We start from the raw sequence: 22,445 nt of genomic DNA on the forward strand, positions 1-22,445 counted from the left end.
CCTCAAGAGACGGATATTCGATTCATGGAAAAGACTCTCGATAAACAGGTCGCGATCGTGACCGGCGCATCGCGCGGCATCGGCCGTGCAATCGCGCTCGAACTCGCGCGCCTGGGCGCGACGGTGATCGGCACCGCGACGAGCGAATCGGGCGCCGCCGCGATTACCGCCGGGTTCGCGGAAGCGGGCGTGACGGGCCGCGGCGCGGTGCTGAACGTCAACGACGCGGCGGCTGCCGAAGCGCTGATCGACGCGACCGTGAAGGAATTCGGCGCGCTCCACGTGCTCGTGAACAACGCCGGGATCACGCAGGACCAGCTCGCGATGCGGATGAAGGACGAGGACTGGGACGCGGTGATCGACACCAACCTGAAGTCGGTGTTCCGTCTGTCGCGTGCGGTGCTGCGGCCGATGATGAAGGCCCGCGGCGGCCGCATCATCAACATCACGTCGGTGGTCGGTTCGGCCGGCAACCCGGGCCAGGCCAACTACGCGGCCGCGAAGGCCGGCGTCGCGGGTATGACCCGCGCGCTCGCGCGTGAAATCGGCAGCCGTGGCATCACGGTGAACTGCGTCGCGCCGGGCTTCATCGACACCGACATGACGAAGACGCTGCCGGAAGAACAGCAGGCCGCGCTCAAGACCCAGATTCCGCTCGGCCGACTCGGCAGCCCGGAAGACATCGCCCATGCCGTCGCGTTCCTCGCATCGCCGCAGGCCGGTTATATCACCGGCACGACGCTGCACGTGAACGGCGGCATGTACATGTCGTAACGATTTTCGTTTACCATCCGCGCCGTATCCCGTTTTTCAGACGGATCGGTGCTTGATCGACCATCAAGCCAACGCGCGTTTTGGCGTCAGCAAACCTGATAAAATGCGCGCACTTGTAAATCTGAACTTTCCCTCGGAGGGGTAATGGATAACATCGAACAACGTGTCAAGAAGATCGTCGCTGAGCAACTGGGCGTCGCAGAAGCCGAGATCAAGAACGAAGCATCGTTCGTGAACGATCTGGGCGCTGACTCGCTCGACACGGTCGAACTGGTGATGGCGCTCGAAGACGAGTTCGGCATGGAAATCCCGGACGAAGAAGCAGAGAAGATCACGACGGTTCAGCAAGCGATCGACTACGCTCGCGCAAACGTCAAGGCGTAAGCGCCTTTCGCGCTTATCCGCAACGTCGCCGCGATCTTCGCGATTGACGCGCCATCCTGCCGGCATTCGCGCCGGACGGACTAACAGCCACAGGGCTCGCAGGGCTGGTTCCTGGGGCCGCTGTGGCTTTTGTTTTTGTCATCCAATGGAAAAGAGGTTACCGTGAGCCGCCGTCGTGTTGTCGTTACAGGCCTGGGGCTGATTTCGCCCGTTGGCAATAATGTTGCCGACGGCTGGGCCAATCTCGTCGCCGGCAAGTCCGGTATCGCCACCGTCACGAAGTTCGATGCGTCGAACCTCGCCTGCCATTTCGCGGGTGAGGTGAAGGGTTTCAGCGCCGAGGAATACATCCCGGCGAAGGAAGCCCGCAACATGGATACGTTCATCCATTACGGCATCGCAGCCGGCGTCCAGGCAATCCGGGACAGCGGCATCGAGGTGAACGAAGCCAATGCGGAACGCATCGGCGTGCTGGTCGGCTCCGGCATCGGCGGCCTGCCGATGATCGAGGACACGCACCAGACCTACGTCGATCGCGGCCCGCGCCGGATTTCGCCGTTCTTCGTGCCGGGTTCGATCATCAACATGATCTCGGGTCACCTGAGCATCATGTTCGGCCTGAAGGGCCCGAACCTCGCGGCCGTGACGGCCTGCACGACCGGTCTGCACAGCATCGGCCTCGCGGCACGCCTGATCCAGGCCGGCGACGCCGACGTGATGGTCGCGGGCGGCGCCGAATCGACGGTGTCGCCGCTGGGCATCGGCGGCTTCGCGGCCGCGCGGGCGCTGTCGACCCGCAACGACGATCCGGCCAGCGCGTCCCGTCCGTGGGACAAGGACCGCGACGGCTTCGTGCTGGGCGAGGGTTCAGGCGTGATGGTGCTCGAAGAGTACGAGGCGGCGAAGGCACGCGGCGCGAAGATCTATGCGGAAGTCTCGGGCTTCGGCATGACGGGCGACGCGTACCACATGACCGCGCCGAACATGGACGGTCCGCGCCGCTGCATGGTTGCGGCCCTGCGCGATGCCGGCATGAACCCGGACGAGGTCCAGTACCTGAACGCGCACGGCACGTCGACGCAGCTCGGTGACAAGAACGAGTCCGACGCGGTGAAGGCGGCATTCGGCGAGCACGCGTACAAGCTCGTCGTGAACTCGACGAAGTCGATGACGGGCCACCTGCTGGGTGGCGCGGGTGGTCTGGAGTCGGTGTTCACGGTGCTGGCGCTGCACAACAACGTGTCGCCGCCGACCATCAACCTCTTCAACCAGGACCCCGAGTGCGATCTCGATTACTGCGCGAACACCGCGCGGGACATGAAGATCGACGTGGCCGTGAAGAACAACTTCGGCTTCGGCGGGACCAACGGCACGCTGGTGTTCAAGCGCGTCTGACGTCGAAATCGCTTGACGAGTCCAATCGATGCTCCGGCCGGGCGTCCGCAGCGCTTTGCGTTGCGGGCCTCGGCCGTGTCGTATGTCGTGCTGGCCGCGTTCGTCGCGGCGGCTGCCGCATCCGTGTACCTGTTCTGGGCGCCGCGGGCCGGTGCCGCCGCCGGTGCGTGTGTGGCCGCGGCGACGGCCGCGCTGCTTGCCGTGTGTGCCGCGCGGGCCTGCGCCCGTCGGCTGCCGGCCGAATTGCGGATCGATGCATTCGGGGAGATTGCGGCGTTTGGCCGCACCGGGCGCCTGCTGGCCCGGGGCCGCGTGACCGGCCACGCGCACTGGAGCAGCCTGCTGCTCGTGCTGTCGGTCGGGCAGGGCGCCCGGCGCGCGCGGCCGCTGCTGATTCCGGCCGATGCGCTCGACGCCGCGTCGTTCAGCGCGCTGTCCGTGCTGGCGCGTACCGCGGGCACGGCGGGGCGGGCATGACGGCGGCTCGGTTACCGACCGTAACCAGCGGCCGGCGCCGGAACGCTACAATAACGCTCCGCGTTGCATCCCTAGTTAACGGATTTGTCAGGTGAGTGAAAAAGAAATCGATCAGGCTCTGGTCGAGCGCGTACAGAAAGGCGACAAGGCGGCGTTCGAACTCCTGGTCTCCAAATACCACCGCAAGATCATTCGGCTGATCTCGCGCCTCGTGCGGGATCCCGCCGAGGTCGAGGATGTGGCCCAGGATGCGTTCATCAAGGCGTATCGTGCGCTGCCGCAATTCCGCGGCGAGTCGGCGTTCTACACGTGGTTGTACCGGATTGCCGTCAATACGGCGAAGAACTACCTTGCGACGCAGGGCCGCCGGGCACCGACCTCCACGGAGGCCGATGCCGAGGAAGCGGAAACTTTCTCCGACGCAGACCAACTAAGGGATATCAACACGCCTGAGTCGATGTTGATGAGCAAGCAGATTGCCGAGACGGTCAACGCTGCAATGGCCGTCCTGCCCGAAGAGTTGCGCCAGGCGATTACGCTGCGCGAGATCGAGGGCCTGAGCTACGAAGAGATCGCGGAAATGATGGATTGTCCGATCGGGACGGTCCGGTCGCGGATTTTCCGGGCGCGCGAGGCAATCGCTGCTAAATTGCGTCCGCTGCTCGATACACCCGAAGGCAAGCGCTGGTAAGCGCGACGGGTGTAACGACGCGGTCAGGGTCTAGTTACGGATAGAGTCGTGAAATCACGACGGGGTGTGTGCAAGATGGGGAGCATCATGGGGTCGGTCAATAAGCAGTCGCAAGCGTACTCGCGCGGCGAGCGTCTTTCCGCTCTGGTCGACGGTGAGCTGTTCGACGGCCCGGATCACGGGCAGTTTCTGGCTGAGCTCGATCGTGCGGATCGCGCGACGTGGGCCCACTACCACCTGATCGGCGATGCGTTGCGCTCGGACGAGCTCGCGCTGTCGCCCGCGCTGAGCGTCGCGTTCACTGCGCGCATGTCCGCCGCGCTCGAAAGCGAGCCGCACCTGCTCGCGCCGGCCGCCGCGCCGGTCGCGCGCAAGCTGCTGTCGCTGCGCCGCCGTGTCGTGCCCGCTTTCGCGGTGGCCGCCGCGGCCGCCACGCTGACGTGGATCGTCGTTCCGCAAATGCAGACGGCCGGTGCGCCCGGCGCCGTCCAGGTCGCCTCGGCAGGCGCGCCGCAGAGCGGCAACCTGCAGCGCGTGACGGTCGCACAGGCATCGGCGCAGCCGGGCCTGCAGGACGTCAACATCATCCGCGACGCAAGTCTCGACCAATACCTTGAAGCGCACCAGCAATTCGCGCAGCAGCCCGTCGTCACAGGCTCGATGCCGCTGATCCGCGCTGCCGTGACCACCACGCCAGGCCAATAAACTCGATGCGGACATTGCAGTTGAATCACGCCATCTCCGGATGGAAGCGGCTGCCGGCCCTCCTGCTTTGCGCAGCCGCCCTGTTGTCCGTTCAATCCCTCCCTGCCAGCGCCCAGCAACCGGACGATCCCGTCGCGACCCGCAAGGGTGCGGCGGAGTGGCTCGACCGCATCCAGCAGGCGGCGCAGCAGCAGAGCTACGAGGGCACGTTCGTCTACCAGCGTGGCGCGTATGTCCAGTCGTCGCGCATCGCGCACGTGGCGTCGCGCGACGGCGAGTTCGAGCGGATCGAGACGCTCGACGGCAAGCCGCGCAGGGTGCTGCGGCATAACGACGAGCTGTACACGTTCGTACCGGAGCGCAAGCTGTGCGTGGTCGAGCGCCGCCAGACGCGCGACTCGTTTCCTTCGCTGCTCGGCGCGGGCGGCGAGCACGTGATGTCCGTCTACGACGCGAAGCTGCTCGGCAAGGACCGTGTGGCGGGGCTCGACGCGCAAGTCGTCGAACTCGTGCCGAAGGATGCGTACCGCTTCACGTACAAGCTGTGGACCGATGCCCGGACCGGGCTGCTGCTGCGTTCGCAGACGCTCGACGCGAGCGATCACGTGCTCGAGCAGATCGCGTTCTCGCAAGTCCAGACCGGCGGCACGTCCGGCGACAAGTCCGCGATCGCGGCCGGCATACGCAACCTGAGCGGCTGGACGGTGGTCCGCCCGCCGGTCGCGACGGTCGACATGGAAGCGCAGGGCTGGCAGATCGCGCCGACCGTCGCCGGCTTCCGGAAGATTCGCGAGGTGCGCCGCCCGATGGCCGCGCGCGACGCAGGCGATCCGCCGATTCCGGTCGACCAGGCCGTCTTCACCGACGGGCTCGCGACGATCTCCGTCTTCATCGAGCCGGCCGAAAAGAATACGCGCAAGGAAGGCGCGGGCAGCACCGGTGCGACCCACGTTCTCGTGAAGCGTCGCGGCGACTACTGGATCACCGTGCTCGGCGAAGTGCCGCCGGCCACGTTGCAGCAGTTCGCGGCTGCCATAGAATACAAGGCTTCCAAGTAACGCTACGGCTTCCGACATGACGAAACTCACGCTGCGCAAAGTGTTCGCGGCGGCGGTGCTGTGTGCCTGCCTGCCCCTCGTCTCGCATACCGCGGCGGCGGCCACGCCGCCCGCCGCCAGCCTTCCCGACTTCGCCGATCTGGTCGAAAAGGTCGGGCCGGCCGTCGTGAACATCCGGACCACCGCGAACGTGCCGATGCCCGGCCCGCGCGGCGTGCTCCCGCCGGGCTTCGACAACGGCGACATGTCGGAATTCTTCCGGCGCTTCTTCGGCATTCCGCTGCCGCAGGCGCCGGGCAACGGTAGCGGCAACGGTAATCCGAAGAACGCGCCGACGCCGGACAATCCGCCCGACACCGAGCAGAACCGCGGCGTCGGTTCGGGCTTCATCGTGTCGGCGGACGGTTACGTGATGACGAACGCGCACGTCGTCGACGATGCGGACACCATCTACGTGACGCTGACCGACAAGCGCGAATTCAAGGCGAAGCTGATCGGCGTCGACGACCGCACGGACGTCGCGGTGGTCAAGATCCAGGCGTCGAGCCTGCCGGTCGTCGCGATCGGCGATTCGAACAAGGTGCGCGTCGGCGAGTGGGTCGTCGCGATCGGTTCGCCGTTCGGCCTCGACAACACCGTGACGGCCGGCATCGTGAGCTCGAAGAGCCGCAACACGGGCGACTACCTGCCGTTCATCCAGACCGACGTCGCGGTGAACCCCGGCAACTCGGGCGGCCCGCTGATCAACATGCAGGGCGAGGTGATCGGCATCAACTCGCAGATCTACAGCCGCACCGGCGGTTTCATGGGCATTTCGTTCGCGATTCCGATCGACGAGGCGATGCGTGTGGCCGACCAGCTGAAGGCGACCGGCAAGGTCACGCGCGGCCGCATCGCGGTGGCGATCGGCGAGGTGACGAAGGACGTGGCCGACTCGATCGGGCTGCCGAAGGCGGAGGGCGCGCTCGTCAGCAGCGTCGAGCCGGGCGGTCCGGCCGACAAGGCGGGCATCCAGCCGGGCGACATCATCCTGAAGTTCAACGGCCGGCCGGTCGAGACGGCGTCGGATCTGCCGCGCATGGTCGGCGACACGAAGCCGGGCACGAAGGCGACCGTCAGCGTATGGCGCAAGGGTCAGGCACGCGATCTGCCGATCACGATCGCCGAGACGCCGGCGGAGACGACGGCGAAGGCCGAGCAGCGCAAGAACACGCCGCAGAAGCCGCGTCAGGCAAATTCGCTCGGCTTGACGGTCAGCGACATTCCGGCGGATCAGATGAAGTCGCTGAAGCTGAAGAACGGCGTGCAGATCGACGCCGTCGACGGCCCGGCTGCCCGTGCGGGCCTGCAGCGCGGCGACATCGTGCTGCGCGTCGGCGACACCGACATCACGAGCGCGAAGCAGTTCGCCGAAGTGACCGCGCAGCTGGATTCGCAGAAGGCGGTCGCGGTGCTCGTGCGGCGCGGCGACAACACGCAGTTCGTGCCGGTGCGCCCGCGCCCGACCCAGAAGTAACGCGCCGATGTTCACGCTCTACGGCCGCGGCTGGTGCCACCTGTGCGACGACATGCGCGACGCGCTGGCGCCGGTGGCGGCCGAATCCGGCGTCGAGGTCCACTACGTGGACATCGATGCCGATCCGGCGCTCGTTGCCCGCTACGACGAGGACGTGCCCGTGCTGCTGCTGGACGGCACGGAAGTGTGTCGCCACCGGTTCGACGAGGCGAGGGTGCGCGGCGCGCTCGCGGCGCGGCGCTGAACCGGCCCCGGGCACCGGCCGGCCGCCCCGCGCGCGGGGCTTCCGTCGGCGGGACCTTGCGCCAAGGGCTCCCGCGGGGTGCTCCGGGCCGGGGTGGCCCAAATTACCGCCCGGCAAAGGCCTTTTCGGCTAAAATAAGCCGTTTTTTCACCGACTTACACAAGGCGTGCTCCGCAGTCGTCGAGCGCGCCTTTTTCGCTTGATCGGCACTGAATGGATCATATTCGCAATTTCTCGATCATCGCGCACATCGACCATGGCAAGTCGACACTCGCGGATCGCATCATCCAGGTATGCGGCGGTCTCGCCGACCGTGAAATGGAGGCGCAAGTGCTCGACTCGATGGATATCGAGCGCGAGCGCGGCATCACGATCAAGGCGCAGACGGCGGCACTGTCCTATCGCGCCCGCGACGGCAAGGTCTACAACCTCAACCTGATCGATACGCCGGGGCACGTCGACTTCTCGTACGAGGTCAGCCGTTCGCTGTCCGCGTGCGAAGGCGCGCTGCTCGTGGTCGACGCGAGCCAGGGCGTCGAGGCGCAGACGGTCGCGAACTGCTACACGGCGATCGAGCTCGGCGTCGAGGTCGTGCCGGTGCTGAACAAGATCGACTTGCCGGCCGCGAACCCCGAGAACGCGATCGAGGAGATCGAGGACGTGATCGGCATCGATGCGACCGACGCGACGCGCTGCAGCGCGAAGACGGGCCTCGGCGTCGAGGACGTGCTCGAGTCGCTGATTGCGAAGGTGCCGCCGCCGAAGGGCGATCCGGCCGCCCCGCTGCAGGCGCTCATCATCGATTCCTGGTTCGACAACTACGTCGGCGTCGTGATGCTCGTGCGTATCGTCAACGGCACGCTGCGCCCGAAGGAAAAGATCAAGATGATGGCGACCGGCGCGCAGTATCCGGTCGAGCACGTCGGCGTGTTCACGCCGAAGTCGCGCAATCTCGAATCGCTGTCGGCAGGGCAGGTGGGCTTCATCATCGCCGGCATCAAGGAACTGACGGCTGCGAAGGTCGGCGATACGGTCACGCATGTGGCCAAGGCCGCCAGCGAGCCGCTGCCAGGCTTCAAGGAAGTGAAGCCGCAGGTGTTCGCGGGGCTGTATCCGGTCGAGGCGAACCAGTACGATGCGCTGCGCGAATCGCTCGAGAAGCTGAAGCTCAACGACGCATCGCTGCAGTACGAGCCGGAAGTGTCGCAGGCGCTCGGCTTCGGTTTCCGCTGCGGCTTCCTCGGGCTGCTGCACATGGAAATCGTGCAGGAGCGGCTCGAGCGCGAGTTCGACATGGATCTCATCACGACCGCGCCGACGGTCGTCTACGAGGTCGTGCAGAGCGATGGCTCGACTATCATGGTCGAGAACCCGGCGAAGATGCCGGAACCCGGCCGCATCGCCGAAGTCCGCGAGCCGATCGTCACCGTGAACCTGTACATGCCGCAGGATTACGTCGGCTCGGTGATCACGCTGTGCGAGCAGAAGCGCGGCTCGCAGATCAACATGCAGTATCACGGCCGGCAGGTGCAGCTCACGTACGAGATCCCGATGGCCGAGATCGTGCTCGACTTCTTCGATCGCCTGAAGTCGGTGTCGCGCGGCTATGCGTCGATGGACTACGAGTTCAAGGAATACCGTTCGTCGGACGTCGTGAAGGTCGACATGCTGATCAACGGCGACAAGGTCGATGCACTGTCGATCATCGTGCACCGGTCCCAGTCGCAGTATCGCGGCCGTGAAGTCGCCGCGAAGATGCGCGAGATCATTCCTCGCCAGATGTACGACGTGGCGATCCAGGCCGCGATCGGCGCGCACATCGTCGCCCGAGAAAACATCAAGGCACTCCGCAAGAACGTGCTCGCGAAGTGCTACGGCGGCGACATCACGCGAAAGAAGAAACTGCTCGAGAAGCAGAAAGAGGGCAAGAAGCGCATGAAGCAGGTGGGTTCGGTCGAGATCCCGCAGGAAGCGTTCCTCGCGATCTTGCGCGTCGAAGACAAATAACAGGACTGATGCTTTTATGAATTTTGCGCTGATTCTTTTTGTGCTCGTCGTCTTGACGGGCGTAGCGTGGGTGCTGGACAAACTGGTGTTCCTGCCGCGGCGACGCAAGGCGGCCGACGTGGCGATCGAAGAGTTCGATCGCCAGCAGTCGCGCATCGACAAGCGCTTCGCGGACGAAAACGCGGTGCAGACGCGTTCGAAGCTGCGCGATGAAAAGCTGCGCCAGCCGTGGTGGCTCGAGTACACCGCGAGCTTCTTCCCGGTGATCCTGGCCGTGTTCGTCGTGCGTTCGTTCATCGTCGAGCCGTTCAAGATCCCGTCGGGCTCGATGGTGCCGACGCTGCTGGTGGGCGACTTCATCCTCGTCAACAAGTTCGAATACGGTCTGCGCCTGCCGATCACGAACACGAAGATCACGCAAGGCAGCCCGCTGTCGCGCGGCGACGTCGTCGTGTTCCGCTATCCGAAGGACGAGTCGGTCGATTACATCAAGCGCGTGATCGGCCTGCCGGGCGACACGGTCGCCTACCAGGGCAAGCAACTGACGATCAACGGCCAGCCGGTGCCCGAGGCGCCGCTGCCGGATTTCTTCGACGACGAGCGCCAGAACTACGCGAAGCAGTTCGAGGAAACGATCGGCACGAGGAAGAACGCGATCCTGAACAATCCCGCCGTGCCGCCGTTCGTGATGGGCGCGTACGACTATCCGTATCGCGACAATTGCACGTACAACAGCCGCGGCGTGATCTGCAAGGTGCCGCCGGGTCACTACTTCATGATGGGCGACAACCGCGACAACAGCGCGGACAGCCGCTACTGGGGTTTCGTGCCGGACAACAACATCGTCGGCCGCGCGTTCTTCATCTGGATGAACTTCGGCGACCTGAAGCGGATCGGTTCCTTCAACTGATCGCGTTCGACTCGCATGCAACCTGCAATACGCGACGCACGGGCCGCGTCGCGTATTGCCGAACGACTTTAAGAACCGGCGGTAACACCGCTCCGTCACGCCTTTTCGCGTCCGGCCGTGCCGCTTCGGCCCGACCGGCGCCCGCGTTATACTCCTGCACATGCCCCCATCCCAGTTGGAAAGCCGGCTGCGCTACGAATTTCGCAATGTGGAATTGTTGCGCCAGGCTTTGACCCATCGCAGTCACAGTGCCACGCATAACGAACGGCTCGAGTTTCTCGGCGATTCCGTTCTGAATTGCGCGGTGGCCGCCCTTTTGTTCCAGCGGTTCAGCAAGCTGGACGAAGGCGACCTGTCGCGCGTGCGCGCCAATCTCGTCAAGCAGCAGTCGTTGTATGAAATCGCTCAGGCCCTGAATATCTCCGAAGGGTTGCGGCTGGGCGAGGGCGAGCTGCGCAGCGGCGGTTTCCGCCGCCCGTCGATCCTCGCGGACGCGTTCGAAGCCATCATCGGGGCCGTATTCCTCGATGGCGGCTTCGAAGCCGCCCAAGGGGTCATCAAGCGCCTCTATATCCCGATTCTCGACCACATCGATCCGCGTACGCTCGGCAAGGACGCGAAGACGCTGCTGCAGGAGTATCTGCAGGGGCACAAGATCGCGCTGCCCACCTATACGGTCGTCGCGACGCATGGTGCGGCGCACAATCAGCAGTTCGAGGTCGAATGCACGGTGCCGAAGCTCGACGTGAAGGTGTCGGGCTCCGGCGCGAGCCGGCGGGCGGCGGAGCAGGCCGCCGCGAAGAAGGCGCTCGACGAGGTGCTGGCGGCCGCGCCGATGCTGGCCGCGAAGCCGAAGCGTTCGAAGAACGCACGCGGGTCGAAGCATGTCGAGCCCGAAATCGTGCCGGGCGTGAAGGGTGTGCAGGAGGCGCTCGACCTGCGTTCTCCGGAACGCAAGGAGCGTGCGGCGGCGCGCGACGCGAAGGCGGCCGCGGCTGCGTTTGCAGCGACCGACACCGGAGCGCCGACGAGCGAGCGATCGACGCCGGCGCCGATGGCCGCGATTCGCGCGGCGCATGTGGAAACGGCCGCGGACAAGGCTGACCGTTCCGCGAAGCCGGCGGCCGACAAACCTGCCGAGAAAGCGTCCGACAAGCCGTCGGATCGCGGCGAAACCGGCTCTCGCGCGGCGGACAAGCCGGCCGAGCGTGCCGACAAGCCCGCGGAAGGCGCACCGCGTCCAGCCGACAAGCCGGCGGGCCAGGCGGCCGATCCGGCCGTGTCGTCCGCGGACAAGCCGGCTGCCGGTTCCGATGCCGCAACGCGCGCGACGCCGCGCGCCCGCGACGCCGCGGCGCCCGATGCCGAGACGCCGGGCGGCGCCACCCTCGCCGCCGCGCAGGCGCGCGCGGCCGATGCCGACCACTGAATTGCCCACCGATCGGGCCGCGCGCCGCGCGGCCGGTTCAGAACCTGTCTCCCAAACGATATGAACACTCCCGCTCCTACCGGTTTCCGTTGCGGCATGATCGCGATCGTGGGCCGTCCGAACGTCGGCAAGTCGACGTTGATGAACGCACTCGTCGGCCAGAAGATCAGCATCACGTCGCGCAAGGCGCAAACGACCCGCCATCGCATCACCGGCATCAATACGTTCGACGACGCGCAATTCGTGTTCGTCGACACGCCGGGCTTCCAGACCCGACACAGCACCGCGCTGAACCGCTCGCTGAACCGCGCGGTCACGTCGACGCTCACGTCGGTCGACGTGATCCTGTTCGTGATCGAGGCCGGCCGCTTCGGGCCCGACGATCAGAAGGTGCTCGACCTGATCCCGCCCGGCATGCCGACGCTGCTGATCGCGAACAAGATCGACCGCGTGAACGACAAGGCCACGCTGTTCCCGTTCATGCAGAAGGTGAGCGAACTGCGCGAATTCACCGAGCTCGTGCCGCTGTCGGCGCAGCGGCCGGAAGACATCAAGCGCCTGCTGGACACGATCAAGCCGTACCTGCCGGAAGGCGAGCCGATCTACGGCGAGGACGAGCTGACCGATCGCAGCTCGCGCTTCCTCGCGGCCGAAATCCTGCGCGAGAAGGTGTTCCGCTGGACCGGCGACGAACTGCCGTACACGAGCACCGTGCTGATCGACAAGTTCGAGGAGGAAGGGCGGCTGAAGCGCATCTTCGCGACGATCCTCGTCGAACGCGATTCGCACAAGGCGATGGTGATCGGCAAGAAGGGCGAGAAGCTCAAGCAGATCAGCACCGAGGCGCGGATGGACATGGAGAGGTTGTTCGACGGCCCCGTGTATCTCGAGACCTTCGTGAAGGTGAAGAGCGGCTGGGCCGACAACGAGGCGGGGCTGCGCGCCTATGGGTACGAATGACGCGCCGACGCCGACCGAAGACGCGGTGACCGCCGGCGCGAACGACGCGCCGCTGCCGGCACCGCCCGAACCGCCGCGTCGCAAGGCGCGGCGCGCGACGTCTCGCACGTCCGATTTCCGCGTCGCCGAGCAGCCGGCGTTCGTGCTGCACAGCTATCCGTACCGGGAAACGAGCCTGATCATCGACGTGCTCACGCGCGATCACGGCCGCCTCGCGCTCGTCGCGAAGGGCGCGAAGCGCCCGCACTCCGCGCTGCGCGGCGTGCTGCAGACGTTCCAGCCGCTGCTGCTGTCCTGGTCGGGCAAATCCGAAGTGCGCACGCTGACGGGCGCCGAGTGGGTGGGCGGGATGCTGCCGCTCGGCGGCGACGGGCTGTTGTGCGGCTTCTACGTGAACGAGCTGCTCGTGAAATTCTGTGCGCGTGAGGATCCCCAGCCGCCGCTCTTCAATCATTACGTGCTGACGCTCACGCGCCTCGCGCACGGCGAACCCGCGGTGCAGGTGCTGCGCTCGTTCGAGCGTGTGCTGCTGCGCGAGACCGGCTATGCGATGGCGTTGAACCGCACGGTCGCGCGCCGCGCGGTCGAACCCGATCGCCGCTACGTGTTCGATCCCGAGCGCGGCGTGCGCAATGCCGACGACGACGTGCCGTCGCACTGGCCGGTGATTACCGGACAGACGTTGCTCGATATGGAGCAGGACGATTACCATCGAGCCCACACGGTTGCGCAAAGCAAGACGCTGATGCGCTTCCTGCTGAACACCTATCTCGGCGGTACGCCGCTTGCCACGCGTCAGATCCTGATCGACCTGCAAAACCTATGAGCTTCTTCCTGACAACGCCCACCGCCATCGATCTCGGCGTGAACATCGACCACGTCGCGACGCTGCGCAACGCGCGCGGCACGGCCTATCCCGATCCGATCCGCGCGGCGCTCGCCGCCGAAGAGGCCGGTGCGGACGTGATTACGCTGCACCTGCGCGAGGACCGCCGCCACATCGTCGACGCCGACGTGCGCAAGCTGCGCCCGCTGCTGAAGACGCGCATGAACCTCGAATGCGCGGTGACGGCCGAGATGCTCGACATCGCGTGCGAAGTGCGTCCGCACGACGCGTGCCTCGTGCCCGAGAAGCGCGAGGAGCTGACGACCGAAGGCGGCCTCGACGTCGCCGGCCGCTTCGAGGCCGTGCGTGCGGCCTGCAGGCAGCTCGCGGCCGCCGGCGTGCGCGTGTCGCTGTTCATCGATCCGGACGAAACGCAGATCCGCGCCGCGCACGAAGCCGGTGCGCCGGTGGTCGAGCTGCATACGGGCCGCTACGCCGATGCGCACGACGAAGCCGAGCAGCAGCGCGAATACGAGCGCGTCGTCGCAGGCGTGCAGGCCGGCGCGCGACTGGGCCTGAAGGTCAACGCGGGCCACGGTCTGCATTACACGAACGTACAGCAGATCGCCGCGATCGACGGCATCGTCGAACTGAACATCGGCCACGCGATCGTCGCGCACGCGCTCTTCGCGGGCTGGGACAACGCCGTGCGCGAGATGAAGGCGATCATGGTCGCCGCGCGTGTCGCCGCGCTGCACGGCGGCGCGCGCTGACGATGCGTTCCCTGCGCGCGCGCTTCGCTCGCCATGCGGCATCCTCCGCGCATCACGGCGGGCGCTGACATGGCGATCTACGGCATCGGCACCGACATCGTCCAGGTGAGCCGCATCGCGGCCGTGCTCGAGCGCACGGGCGGCCGGTTTGCCGAGAAGGTGCTGGGCCCCGACGAGCTGCGCGTATTCCATGCGCGCCGCGCGCGCTCCGAGGCGCGCGGCATCGCGTTCCTCGCGACGCGCTTTTCCGCGAAGGAAGCGTTCTCGAAGGCGATCGGGCTCGGCATGCACTGGCCGATGACCTGGCGCGCGCTGCAGACCCTCAACCAGCGTAGCGGCGAACCGTACGTCGTCGCGTCGGGCGAGCTGGCCGACTGGCTCGCCGCGCGCGGCATCACCGCACGCGTGACGGTCAGCGACGAGCGCGACTACGCGGTGTCGTTCGTGGTCGCCGAAACCGACGCCGCGCCGCTGCCCGCACCCGCATCTGTTTCCCGAACCACTCCCTGACGGACTTCCCGATTCGATGAAAACGACTCCCGGCCCGGTCATGCTCGACGTCGTCGGCACGACCCTGTCGCGCGACGATGCGCGGCGTCTTGCGCATCCGAACACCGGCGGCGTGATCCTGTTCGCGCGGCATTTCCAGAACCGCGCGCAACTGACCGCGCTGACCGATTCGATCCGCGCGGTGCGCGAGGACATCCTGATCGCCGTCGATCACGAGGGCGGCCGCGTGCAGCGGTTCCGCACCGACGGCTTCACGGTACTGCCCGCGATGCGCCGCCTCGGCGAACTGTGGGACCGCGACGTGCTGCTCGCGACGAAGGTCGCCACCGCGGTCGGCTACATCCTGGCCGCCGAGCTGCGCGCGTGCGGGATCGACATGAGCTTCACGCCGGTGCTCGACCTCGATTACGGGCACTCGAAGGTGATCGGCGATCGCGCGTTCCATCGCGATCCGCGCGTCGTCACGCTGCTCGCGAAGAGCCTGAACCACGGGCTGTCGCTCGCGGGCATGGCGAACTGCGGCAAGCATTTCCCGGGGCACGGCTTCGCGGAAGCCGATTCGCACGTCGCGCTGCCGACCGACGACCGGCCGCTCGACGCGATCCTCAAGCAGGACGTCGCGCCGTACGACTGGCTCGGGTTGTCGCTGTCCGCGGTGATTCCCGCGCATGTGATCTACACGCAGGTCGACAAGCGGCCGGCCGGCTTCTCGCGCGTGTGGCTGCAGGACATCCTGCGCGGGCAGTTGGGCTTCACGGGCGCGATCTTCAGCGACGACCTGTCGATGGAGGCGGCACGCGAAGGCGGCACGCTCACGCAGGCGGCCGACGCGGCGCTCGCCGCCGGCTGCGACATGGTGCTCGTCTGCAACCAGCCGGAGGCGGCCGAGGTCGTGCTGAACGGACTGAAGGCGCAGGCGTCGGCCGAGTCGGTGCGACGCCTCAAGCGGATGCGGGCGCGCGGCAAGTCGCTCAAGTGGGACAAGCTGATCGCGCAGCCCGAGTATCTGCAGGCGCAGGCGCTATTGAGCAGCGCACTGATGTAAGCGGGGAAGAACGGCGCGATGCCGCTCTCCCGTTGAAGAAAACGAAAAGCCGCGCATTTGGCGCGGCTTTTTTCATTGGGGCGTGAAACGCGGGGCGATACGCTTTGACGCAACTAACCGTCAGCTCCAGCCAGCGCCTCCAACAACGGCGGGCCGGTCAGTTGACCTTCATCCGCTGCAGCTTGTTGTACAGCGTCTTGGGACTGATGCCGAGCAGCGTCGCCGCGCGATGGCGCGTGCCGCCGACCGCGTCGAGCGTCGCGCGGATCAGCAGATCCTCGACGTCGGACAGCGGGGTGCCGACCTTGATCTGCACGCTGCTGCCGTTCAGTGCGGCGCCGGCCGCGAAGCTCGCTTCGCCGGCGCGCAGCGTCTCGATGAAGTCGCCGGACGCGTCATAGGCAAACCGCACCCGCTCCTGCAGCTCGCGCACGTTGCCGGGCCATTCGTACGACAGGCATTCGCGCACGAAGCCCTGCGCCGCGCGCTTGTCGGTCGTGCCGCGGCCGGTGGCGCGCGCGTCGCGGTTCAGTTCGTCGATCAGGGAGTCCGCGATGGCGAGCGCATCGCCGTCGCGCTCGCGCAGCGGCGGCATCGTGATCGATGCCGCATCGAGACGCAGCCACAGATCCTCGCGCAGCATGCCGTTCGCGACCGCGTCGCGGGCCGGGCGGCGCGTGGTCGCGATCAGCCGGAAGTCGCTCGCGATCGAGCTCGTGCCGCCGATCCGCATGAAGTTCTGCGAGTCGAGCGCATGCAGCAGCGCCTCCTGCAGCACGAGCGGCAGTGCGGTGATCTCATCCAGGCACAGCGTGCCGCCGCCGGCCTGTTCGAACAGGCCCGATTCGCGCCGCTCGGCGCCGTCGAACGCGCCACGCTCATGGCCGAACAGGATGCTGTCGAGCGACGCGCCGTGACGGCCGGCTTGCGCGATCGTGCGGCAGTCGAACGACACGAACGGCCCCTTGCGGCGCCGGCTCAGGTCGTGCAGCGTGCGCGCGGCCAGCTTCTTGCCGGTGCCGGCTTCGCCTGCGAACAGCACGGCCGTTTCGGTGCCCGCGTTGTGCTCGATCATGTCGAACACGTGCTGCATCGCCTCGCTGCGGCCGACCAGCGCGCCGAAGCGGCCGAGGTGGCGCAGCGACGCGCGCAGCGTCCGCACTTCGTCGATCAGTTCGTAGGGCCGCGGAATCCGGGCCAGCAGGCTGCGCAGGCGCGGAATGTTGATCGGCTTCAGCAGGTAGTCCCAAATGCCGTGACGCAGGCCCTCGATCGCGCTCTCCACCGTCGCGTTGCCCGTCAGCACGATCACTGGCAGCGACCCGTTCGGCGGCTGCTGCGGCAGATGCTGGAGCAGGTCGAACCCGCTGCCGTCCGGCAGGTTCAGATCGACGAGTACGACATCGGGAATCGAGCGGCCGAGCGCCGTGCGTGCCTCGGCGAGCGACGTGGCCGTGTCGACCGAGAAGCCGTCTGCGGCAAGCAGCGCGGTCAGGCCGGACAGACTGTTTGGATCGTCTTCGACAATCAGGGCGTGTGGCATGGTGGACGCGAGTCGAGTCAAGAGAGGCGGGCTGTCGGCCGTCGAGCCGGCCGCAGCCGCATGTCAGAATAAAAACTGATTTTATGCCCCGCTGCACGCCTGACGTGCATTATTTCTCCATCGCTATAAAACAGTTACCGATGATACAAATTGAATACCTTTAGTGCTGGATTTTGTGTTGCCTATGGTGCCCACGCCCCCGGTGCTGTTGACGGCAGGCAAACAAAAAGCGCCCCGAAGGGCGCTTTGTTCGATACGGAAATCGTAGGCGATTACGCGCGGCTGCGGTATTCGTTCGTACGCGTATCGATTTCGATCTTGTCGCCCGTGCTGCAGAACAGCGGCACTTGCAGTTCGAAGCCCGTTGCGAGCTTGGCGTTCTTCAGCACCTTGCCCGACGACGTGTCGCCCTTGACGGCCGGTTCCGTGTAGGTGATCTCGCGAACCAGGATCGTCGGCAGTTCGACCGAGATCGCCTTCTCGTTGTAGAACACGACTTCGCAAGCCATGCCGTCTTCGAGGTAGTTCAGCGCTTCGCCCATCATTTCCGCTTCGACTTCGTACTGGTTGTAGTCGGCGTCCATGAACACGTACATCGGGTCGGCGAAGTACGAGTACGTCACTTCCTTGCGGTCGAGCATGACGACGTCGAACTTGTCGTCGGCCTTGTAGACCGATTCCAGGCCTGCGTTCGTCAGCAGGTTCTTCATCTTCATCTTGACGACGGCGGCGTTACGGCCCGACTTGTTGTATTCCGTCTTTGCGATGACCCATGCGTCGCTGCCGATCTGCACGACGTTGCCTACGCGGAGTTCCTGTGCGGTCTTCATAAAAAAACTGTCCTGATCCAATCAAATAAATAGATGCCTGAGCGTTGCGCAACGGCTGACGGCGCAAGCGGGGGGTGAGTTCCGATGGGCGCCAAGCGCCTCGAACGCGAGCGCTTGCGTGGTCAGCCGCCGGATAACCGCTTATTTTAACTGAGATTTTGCGAATTCCGCCAGCTTTCCGGCGAGATCGCCGACGCTCGCCAGTGCGTCGGCCCAGCGGGCCGCGTTGGCGTCGAGCGCGGCACGATGCTGGAGCAAATCGCCCCAATCGGGCGTGCCGGCGCCATTCCACGCGTGCCAGAAGCGCTCGAGCGCCGTGCGCGGCGCGTCGGCGAGGCCGGCCGACAGGTGCGCGAGCGCGGCGTCGAGCTTCGGCAGATGTGCATCGTCGGCCTGCGGGTAGATGTGCCATACGAACGGCTTGCGCGCCCATTGCGCGCGGACGAACGAATCCTCGCCACGCACGAAATTGACGTCGGCCACCCACAGCAAAGGGTCATAGTCGGCCTGCGGGACGAACGCGAGCCCATGTGCGGTCAAGTTGCCGCTCGTCGCGCGTGTGCCGGCACCGAACGATTCGACCCCGAAAAAGTGGGCGACGGCCGGAGACACGCGGCCGGCCGGCACGAGCGCGACGACGGGCGACGGGCTGTCACGCCACTGTGCGAGCAGTGCGCCGACGGCCGGATTTTCATACGCGAACAGGCTGACGACCGTCGTGCCGGGCGCCGGCGGCGTGTCGCCCGTCGCATGCCGCCACCACGCGGCACGCGCCGCCGCGTCCGCTTCGAAGGCCGTGCGGCGCGCGTCGAGGTCGCGTTCTTTCAGCACGCCGCCCGTGCCGGCCGACAGCCCCGGGAAGAAGAACGTCTTCAGCAACGGGTAGCGCGGATGGGGCGACGGCCGCAAATGGAAATCGGCGACCCAGTCCTCGGCGCTCAGATATTCGAGATTGATCCACACGGGGCGGCGCGTGCGGCGGGCCATCGCCGCAAGATACGCGCCGGGCAGCTCGCACGCGAACGCCTCGATCACGACATCGGCGATCTCGAGCGCGTCGCCGACTTCCGCATGCCAGTGTTCGACCACGATGCCGTCGATCGTCTGCCGGCCCGCGTCGGGGTCGACTCCCGCCAGCAGCCGCGCGAACGTGTGCAGGTCGTCGATGAAGAGGCGCACCTGCCAGCCGTGTTCGTGCGCGAGCTGGCGGCCGAGGCGCCAGCACACGCCGATATCGCCGAAGTTGTCGATCACGGTGCAGAAGAGGTCGCATGCGATCGGTTCGTCGGGCGCGAGCGGTGCAGCGGAAGCGGGGGCGGTGCGGGGCATCGAAGCGGGCCGGTGAATGCTCTAAACTGGCGATTCTAATGGACCCGTTCCGCGCCACAAGGCCCCCGGATCACGCATGACATCCCCAGAAGCCGCCGACATCCCGTTCGAACCGAAGAAGATCCTCGCCCAGTTGCCGCACATGCCGGGCGTCTACCGCTACTACGACACGGCGGGCGCCGTGCTTTACGTCGGCAAGGCGCGCGACCTGAAGAAGCGCGTGTCGAGCTATTTCACGAAGACGCAGCTGTCGCCGCGCATCGCGATGATGGTCACGCGCATCGCGCGCATCGAGACGACCGTCACGCGCTCGGAGGCCGAGGCGCTGCTGCTCGAGAACAACCTGATCAAGGCGCTCGCGCCGCGCTACAACATCCTGTTTCGCGACGACAAGTCGTACCCGTACCTGAAGCTCACCGCGCACCGCTTTCCGCGCATGGCTTACTACCGCGGCTCGGTCGACAGGCAGAACCAGTACTTCGGCCCGTTCCCGAGCGCGTGGGCCGTGCGCGAGAGCATCCAGATCCTGCAGCGCGTATTCCAGTTGCGCACCTGCGAGGATTCGGTCTTCAACAACCGCACGCGGCCGTGCCTGCTGCATCAGATCGGGCGCTGCACGGCGCCGTGCGTCGGCGCGATTTCCGCGGACGACTACGCGATCGACGTGTCGAACGCCGCGCGCTTCCTGCTCGGCCGGCAGTCGGAAGTGATGAAGGAGCTCGAGCAGAAGATGCACGCGTTCGCGGCCGAGCTGAAGTTCGAGCAGGCGGCGGCCGTGCGCAACCAGATGAGCTCGCTCGCGACGGTGCTGCACCAGCAGGCGATCGAGGTCGGCAGCGACAGCGACGTCGACATCCTGGCGGTGGTCGCGCAGGGCGGACGCGTGTGCGTGAACCTGGCGATGGTGCGCGGCGGCCGGCATCTTGGCGACAAGGCCTATTTCCCGGCGCATGTCGAAAGTGCGCTGACGCTTGCCGAAGGCGGGCTCGGCGACGAAGCCGACGGGGTGGACGGTGGCGACGAAGCCGCCGCGGCGTTGCCAGGGGAACCCGCGGATGAAGCGGCCGCCGCGCATGGCGGGGCGGCGTCGGGGGTGGCGGGGGCATCGGTCGAAGCGGAGGTGCTCGATGCGTTCATCGCGCAGCACTATCTCGGCAATCGCGTGCCGCCCGTGCTGGTCGTGAGTCATGCGCCCGCGAGCCGCGACCTGCTCGAACTGCTGTCCGAGCAGGCTGGTCACAAGGTATCGCTGGTGCGGCAGCCGCAGGGGCAGCGGCGCGCATGGCTGTCGATGGCTGAACAGAATGCCCGCCTCGCGCTGGCACGGCTGCTGTCCGAGCAGGGCTCGCAGCAGGCGCGCACGCGCGCGCTCGCGGAGACGCTCAGCTTCGAATGCGACGATCTCGCGATGCTGCGGATCGAGTGTTTCGACATCAGTCACACGATGGGTGAGGCGACGCAGGCGTCGTGCGTGGTCTACCACCATCACAAAATGCAGTCGGGCGAGTACCGTCGCTACAACATCACCGGCATCACGCCGGGCGACGATTACGCGGCGATGCGGCAGGTGCTGACGCGCCGTTACGAGAAGATGGTCGAGCAGGCCGCACAAGCGGCCGCCGCCGATGACGCCGCCGGCATCGACGGCGAATCGACGCGCCAGGCCGAGGCATCGAGTCTGTTGCCGAACATCGTGCTGATCGATGGCGGCAAGGGACAGGTCGAGATCGCGCGACAGGTATTCACCGAGCTCGGGCTCGACACGTCGATGCTGGTCGGCGTCGCGAAGGGCGAGGGGCGCAAGGTCGGCCTCGAGACGCTCGTGTTCGCGGACGGCCGCACGCCGCTGGAACTCGGCAAGGAGAGCGCCGCGCTGATGCTCGTCGCGCAGATCCGCGACGAGGCGCACCGTTTTGCGATCACCGGGATGCGCGCGAAGCGGGCGAAGGCACGCCAGACGTCGCGGCTCGAGGAGCTGGAAGGGATCGGCGCGAAACGCCGTCAGCGGCTGCTCGCGCGGTTTGGTGGGCTGCGCGGCGTGGTCGCCGCGAGCGTCGAGGAACTGGCGAGCGTCGAGGGCATCTCGCACGCGCTCGCCGAGCAGATCTACAAGCAGCTTCACTGATCCGGGCCGTGCGACCGGCCGCGCCTGCCCGCGCTCTCGCGTTCTTGCGTTCTTGTAGCAGGCCGGTCGACACGGCACAATTGCGAATCCTTTACTGACCCGCATGCCATGCCGTTCAATTTCCCGATTTTCCTGACGTGGGTCCGGATCGTGCTGATTCCGCTCGTCGTCGGCGTGTTCTATCTGCCGGACACGGTGATGACCGGCGCGCACCGCAACCTCGCGGCAGCGGCGATCTTCATCCTCGCCGCGCTGACCGACTGGTTCGACGGGTTTCTCGCCCGCAAGTGGAACCAGACGTCGTCGTTCGGCGCCTTCCTCGATCCGGTAGCGGACAAGCTGATGGTGACGGCCGCGCTGCTGATCCTCGTGCAGATTTCGCGGGTCGATGCGGCGATCGCGCTGGTGATCGTCGGTCGCGAGATCGCGATCTCGGCGCTGCGTGAATGGATGGCACAGATCGGCGCGTCGAAGAGCGTCGCGGTGAACCAGCTCGGCAAGTTCAAGACCGCGTGCCAGATGGTCGCGATCCCGATGCTGCTGTACTACGGTCCGCTGCCGCTCGGCATCGCGACGATCGATACGCGCGTGTGGGGCGAGTGGCTGATGTATCTCGCGGCCGTGCTGACGATCTGGTCGATGCTGTACTACATGAAGCTCGCATGGCCGCAGATCCGCGAGCGCGGTGGCGCATGACGCGATCCGCCGATTCGATCGCGCCGGTTTTTGGAAAAAGGGCTGGAAAAGCCCTTGACACACGAATGTGCCTTCGCCATAATCTCGCTTCTCCGCTGCACGACGAAGTAAGTGTGTGACGGAAGCAGTAGGCAGCAATACGCGGGAGTAGCTCAGTTGGTAGAGCGCAACCTTGCCAAGGTTGAGGTCGCGAGTTCGAGACTCGTCTCCCGCTCCAG

The 22,445-nt window shown here is 66.3% G+C and carries 22 protein-coding genes and 1 tRNA gene; 20 read left to right on the forward strand and 3 right to left on the reverse strand.

The annotated features are described in order from the left end of the window. The first annotated feature begins 24 nt into the window (after positions 1–24). From fabG to nagZ, 17 genes are all read left to right on the forward strand, one after another. The gene (fabG, locus tag SB786_RS32805) at positions 25–774 is read left to right on the forward strand and encodes a 3-oxoacyl-ACP reductase FabG (RefSeq protein WP_006752487.1); all 750 of its coding nucleotides are present in this window, start codon (positions 25–27) and stop codon (positions 772–774) included. Between the two features lie 144 nt (positions 775–918). Beyond that, a complete protein-coding gene (gene acpP, locus SB786_RS32810; protein ID WP_004197638.1) occupies positions 919–1,158 on the forward strand; it encodes an acyl carrier protein in 240 nt (79 codons plus the stop codon). Between the two features lie 162 nt (positions 1,159–1,320). Beyond that, positions 1,321–2,553, forward strand: coding sequence for a beta-ketoacyl-ACP synthase II (gene fabF, locus SB786_RS32815; protein ID WP_410731095.1), 1,233 nt, complete (start codon positions 1,321–1,323; stop codon positions 2,551–2,553). Positions 2,554–2,565: 12 nt separating this feature from the next. Continuing rightward, the gene (locus SB786_RS32820; RefSeq protein WP_410731096.1) at positions 2,566–3,030 is read left to right on the forward strand and encodes a hypothetical protein; all 465 of its coding nucleotides are present in this window, start codon (positions 2,566–2,568) and stop codon (positions 3,028–3,030) included. 91 nt (positions 3,031–3,121) lie between these two features. Continuing rightward, on the forward strand, positions 3,122–3,721 hold the full coding sequence (rpoE, locus tag SB786_RS32825) for an RNA polymerase sigma factor RpoE (RefSeq protein ID WP_006752490.1): 600 nt from the start codon (positions 3,122–3,124) through the stop codon (positions 3,719–3,721). Positions 3,722–3,808: 87 nt separating this feature from the next. Beyond that, positions 3,809–4,426 (forward strand): sigma-E factor negative regulatory protein, encoded by a 618-nt coding sequence (locus SB786_RS32830; RefSeq protein WP_006759771.1) that lies wholly within the window; start codon positions 3,809–3,811, stop codon positions 4,424–4,426. Positions 4,427–4,431: 5 nt separating this feature from the next. Further along, positions 4,432–5,484, forward strand: a complete 1,053-nt coding sequence (locus SB786_RS32835) for a MucB/RseB C-terminal domain-containing protein (protein WP_410731097.1) — start codon at positions 4,432–4,434, stop codon at positions 5,482–5,484. 16 nt (positions 5,485–5,500) lie between these two features. Continuing rightward, positions 5,501–7,000, forward strand: a complete 1,500-nt coding sequence (locus SB786_RS32840; RefSeq protein WP_410731098.1) for a DegQ family serine endoprotease — start codon at positions 5,501–5,503, stop codon at positions 6,998–7,000. Positions 7,001–7,007: 7 nt separating this feature from the next. Next, positions 7,008–7,244 (forward strand): glutaredoxin family protein, encoded by a 237-nt coding sequence (locus SB786_RS32845; RefSeq protein WP_410731099.1) that lies wholly within the window; start codon positions 7,008–7,010, stop codon positions 7,242–7,244. 213 nt (positions 7,245–7,457) lie between these two features. Further along, on the forward strand, positions 7,458–9,251 hold the full coding sequence (gene lepA, locus SB786_RS32850) for a translation elongation factor 4 (protein ID WP_006759775.1): 1,794 nt from the start codon (positions 7,458–7,460) through the stop codon (positions 9,249–9,251). A 16-nt stretch (positions 9,252–9,267) separates the two neighbouring features. Beyond that, positions 9,268–10,161, forward strand: coding sequence for a signal peptidase I (gene lepB, locus SB786_RS32855; RefSeq protein WP_410731100.1), 894 nt, complete (start codon positions 9,268–9,270; stop codon positions 10,159–10,161). A gap of 160 nt (positions 10,162–10,321) precedes the next feature. Continuing rightward, a complete protein-coding gene (rnc, locus tag SB786_RS32860) occupies positions 10,322–11,590 on the forward strand; it encodes a ribonuclease III (protein ID WP_410731101.1) in 1,269 nt (422 codons plus the stop codon). A gap of 60 nt (positions 11,591–11,650) precedes the next feature. After that, complete coding sequence (gene era / locus SB786_RS32865) at positions 11,651–12,550, forward strand: GTPase Era (protein ID WP_034177432.1); 900 nt, start codon at positions 11,651–11,653, stop codon at positions 12,548–12,550. Further along, the gene (gene recO / locus SB786_RS32870; RefSeq protein WP_410731102.1) at positions 12,537–13,376 is read left to right on the forward strand and encodes a DNA repair protein RecO; all 840 of its coding nucleotides are present in this window, start codon (positions 12,537–12,539) and stop codon (positions 13,374–13,376) included. Before era ends, recO begins: the two co-directional genes overlap by 14 nt. Further along, a complete protein-coding gene (gene pdxJ, locus SB786_RS32875; RefSeq protein WP_410731103.1) occupies positions 13,373–14,149 on the forward strand; it encodes a pyridoxine 5'-phosphate synthase in 777 nt (258 codons plus the stop codon). Before recO ends, pdxJ begins: the two co-directional genes overlap by 4 nt. Before the next feature lie 69 nt (positions 14,150–14,218). Then, positions 14,219–14,659: a holo-ACP synthase gene (gene acpS / locus SB786_RS32880; RefSeq protein ID WP_410731104.1), complete on the forward strand. Its 441-nt coding sequence runs from the start codon at positions 14,219–14,221 to the stop codon at positions 14,657–14,659. A gap of 16 nt (positions 14,660–14,675) precedes the next feature. Next, entirely contained in the window at positions 14,676–15,704 is a 1,029-nt protein-coding gene (nagZ, locus tag SB786_RS32885; protein WP_410731105.1) for a beta-N-acetylhexosaminidase, read from the forward strand. A 157-nt stretch (positions 15,705–15,861) separates the two neighbouring features. On the opposite strand, the gene SB786_RS32890 is transcribed toward nagZ, so the two are convergent. The 3 genes from SB786_RS32890 to earP form a co-directional block, all read right to left on the reverse strand. After that, positions 15,862–17,247, reverse strand: a complete 1,386-nt coding sequence (locus SB786_RS32890) for a sigma-54-dependent transcriptional regulator (protein WP_410731106.1) — start codon at positions 17,245–17,247, stop codon at positions 15,862–15,864. Positions 17,248–17,519: 272 nt separating this feature from the next. Continuing rightward, positions 17,520–18,077, reverse strand: coding sequence for an elongation factor P (efp, locus tag SB786_RS32895; RefSeq protein ID WP_410731107.1), 558 nt, complete (start codon positions 18,075–18,077; stop codon positions 17,520–17,522). A gap of 141 nt (positions 18,078–18,218) precedes the next feature. Then, the gene (gene earP, locus SB786_RS32900; RefSeq protein ID WP_410731108.1) at positions 18,219–19,406 is read right to left on the reverse strand and encodes an elongation factor P maturation arginine rhamnosyltransferase EarP; all 1,188 of its coding nucleotides are present in this window, start codon (positions 19,404–19,406) and stop codon (positions 18,219–18,221) included. A 76-nt stretch (positions 19,407–19,482) separates the two neighbouring features. Between earP and uvrC the strand changes: the two genes are divergently transcribed. The 3 genes from uvrC to SB786_RS32915 all read left to right on the forward strand — a co-directional run bounded on the left by uvrC (position 19,483) and on the right by SB786_RS32915 (position 22,444). Then, positions 19,483–21,531: an excinuclease ABC subunit UvrC gene (gene uvrC, locus SB786_RS32905; RefSeq protein ID WP_410731109.1), complete on the forward strand. Its 2,049-nt coding sequence runs from the start codon at positions 19,483–19,485 to the stop codon at positions 21,529–21,531. A 108-nt stretch (positions 21,532–21,639) separates the two neighbouring features. After that, positions 21,640–22,227, forward strand: a complete 588-nt coding sequence (gene pgsA / locus SB786_RS32910) for a CDP-diacylglycerol--glycerol-3-phosphate 3-phosphatidyltransferase (RefSeq protein WP_410731110.1) — start codon at positions 21,640–21,642, stop codon at positions 22,225–22,227. 141 nt (positions 22,228–22,368) lie between these two features. Then, positions 22,369–22,444: transfer RNA gene (locus tag SB786_RS32915), tRNA-Gly, on the forward strand. Position 22,445: the final 1 nt, after the last annotated feature.

Source organism: Burkholderia sp. SIMBA_062 (genome assembly GCF_046534765.1).
In the GTDB taxonomy this organism is placed as follows: Bacteria; Pseudomonadota; Gammaproteobacteria; order Burkholderiales; family Burkholderiaceae; genus Burkholderia; species Burkholderia ambifaria.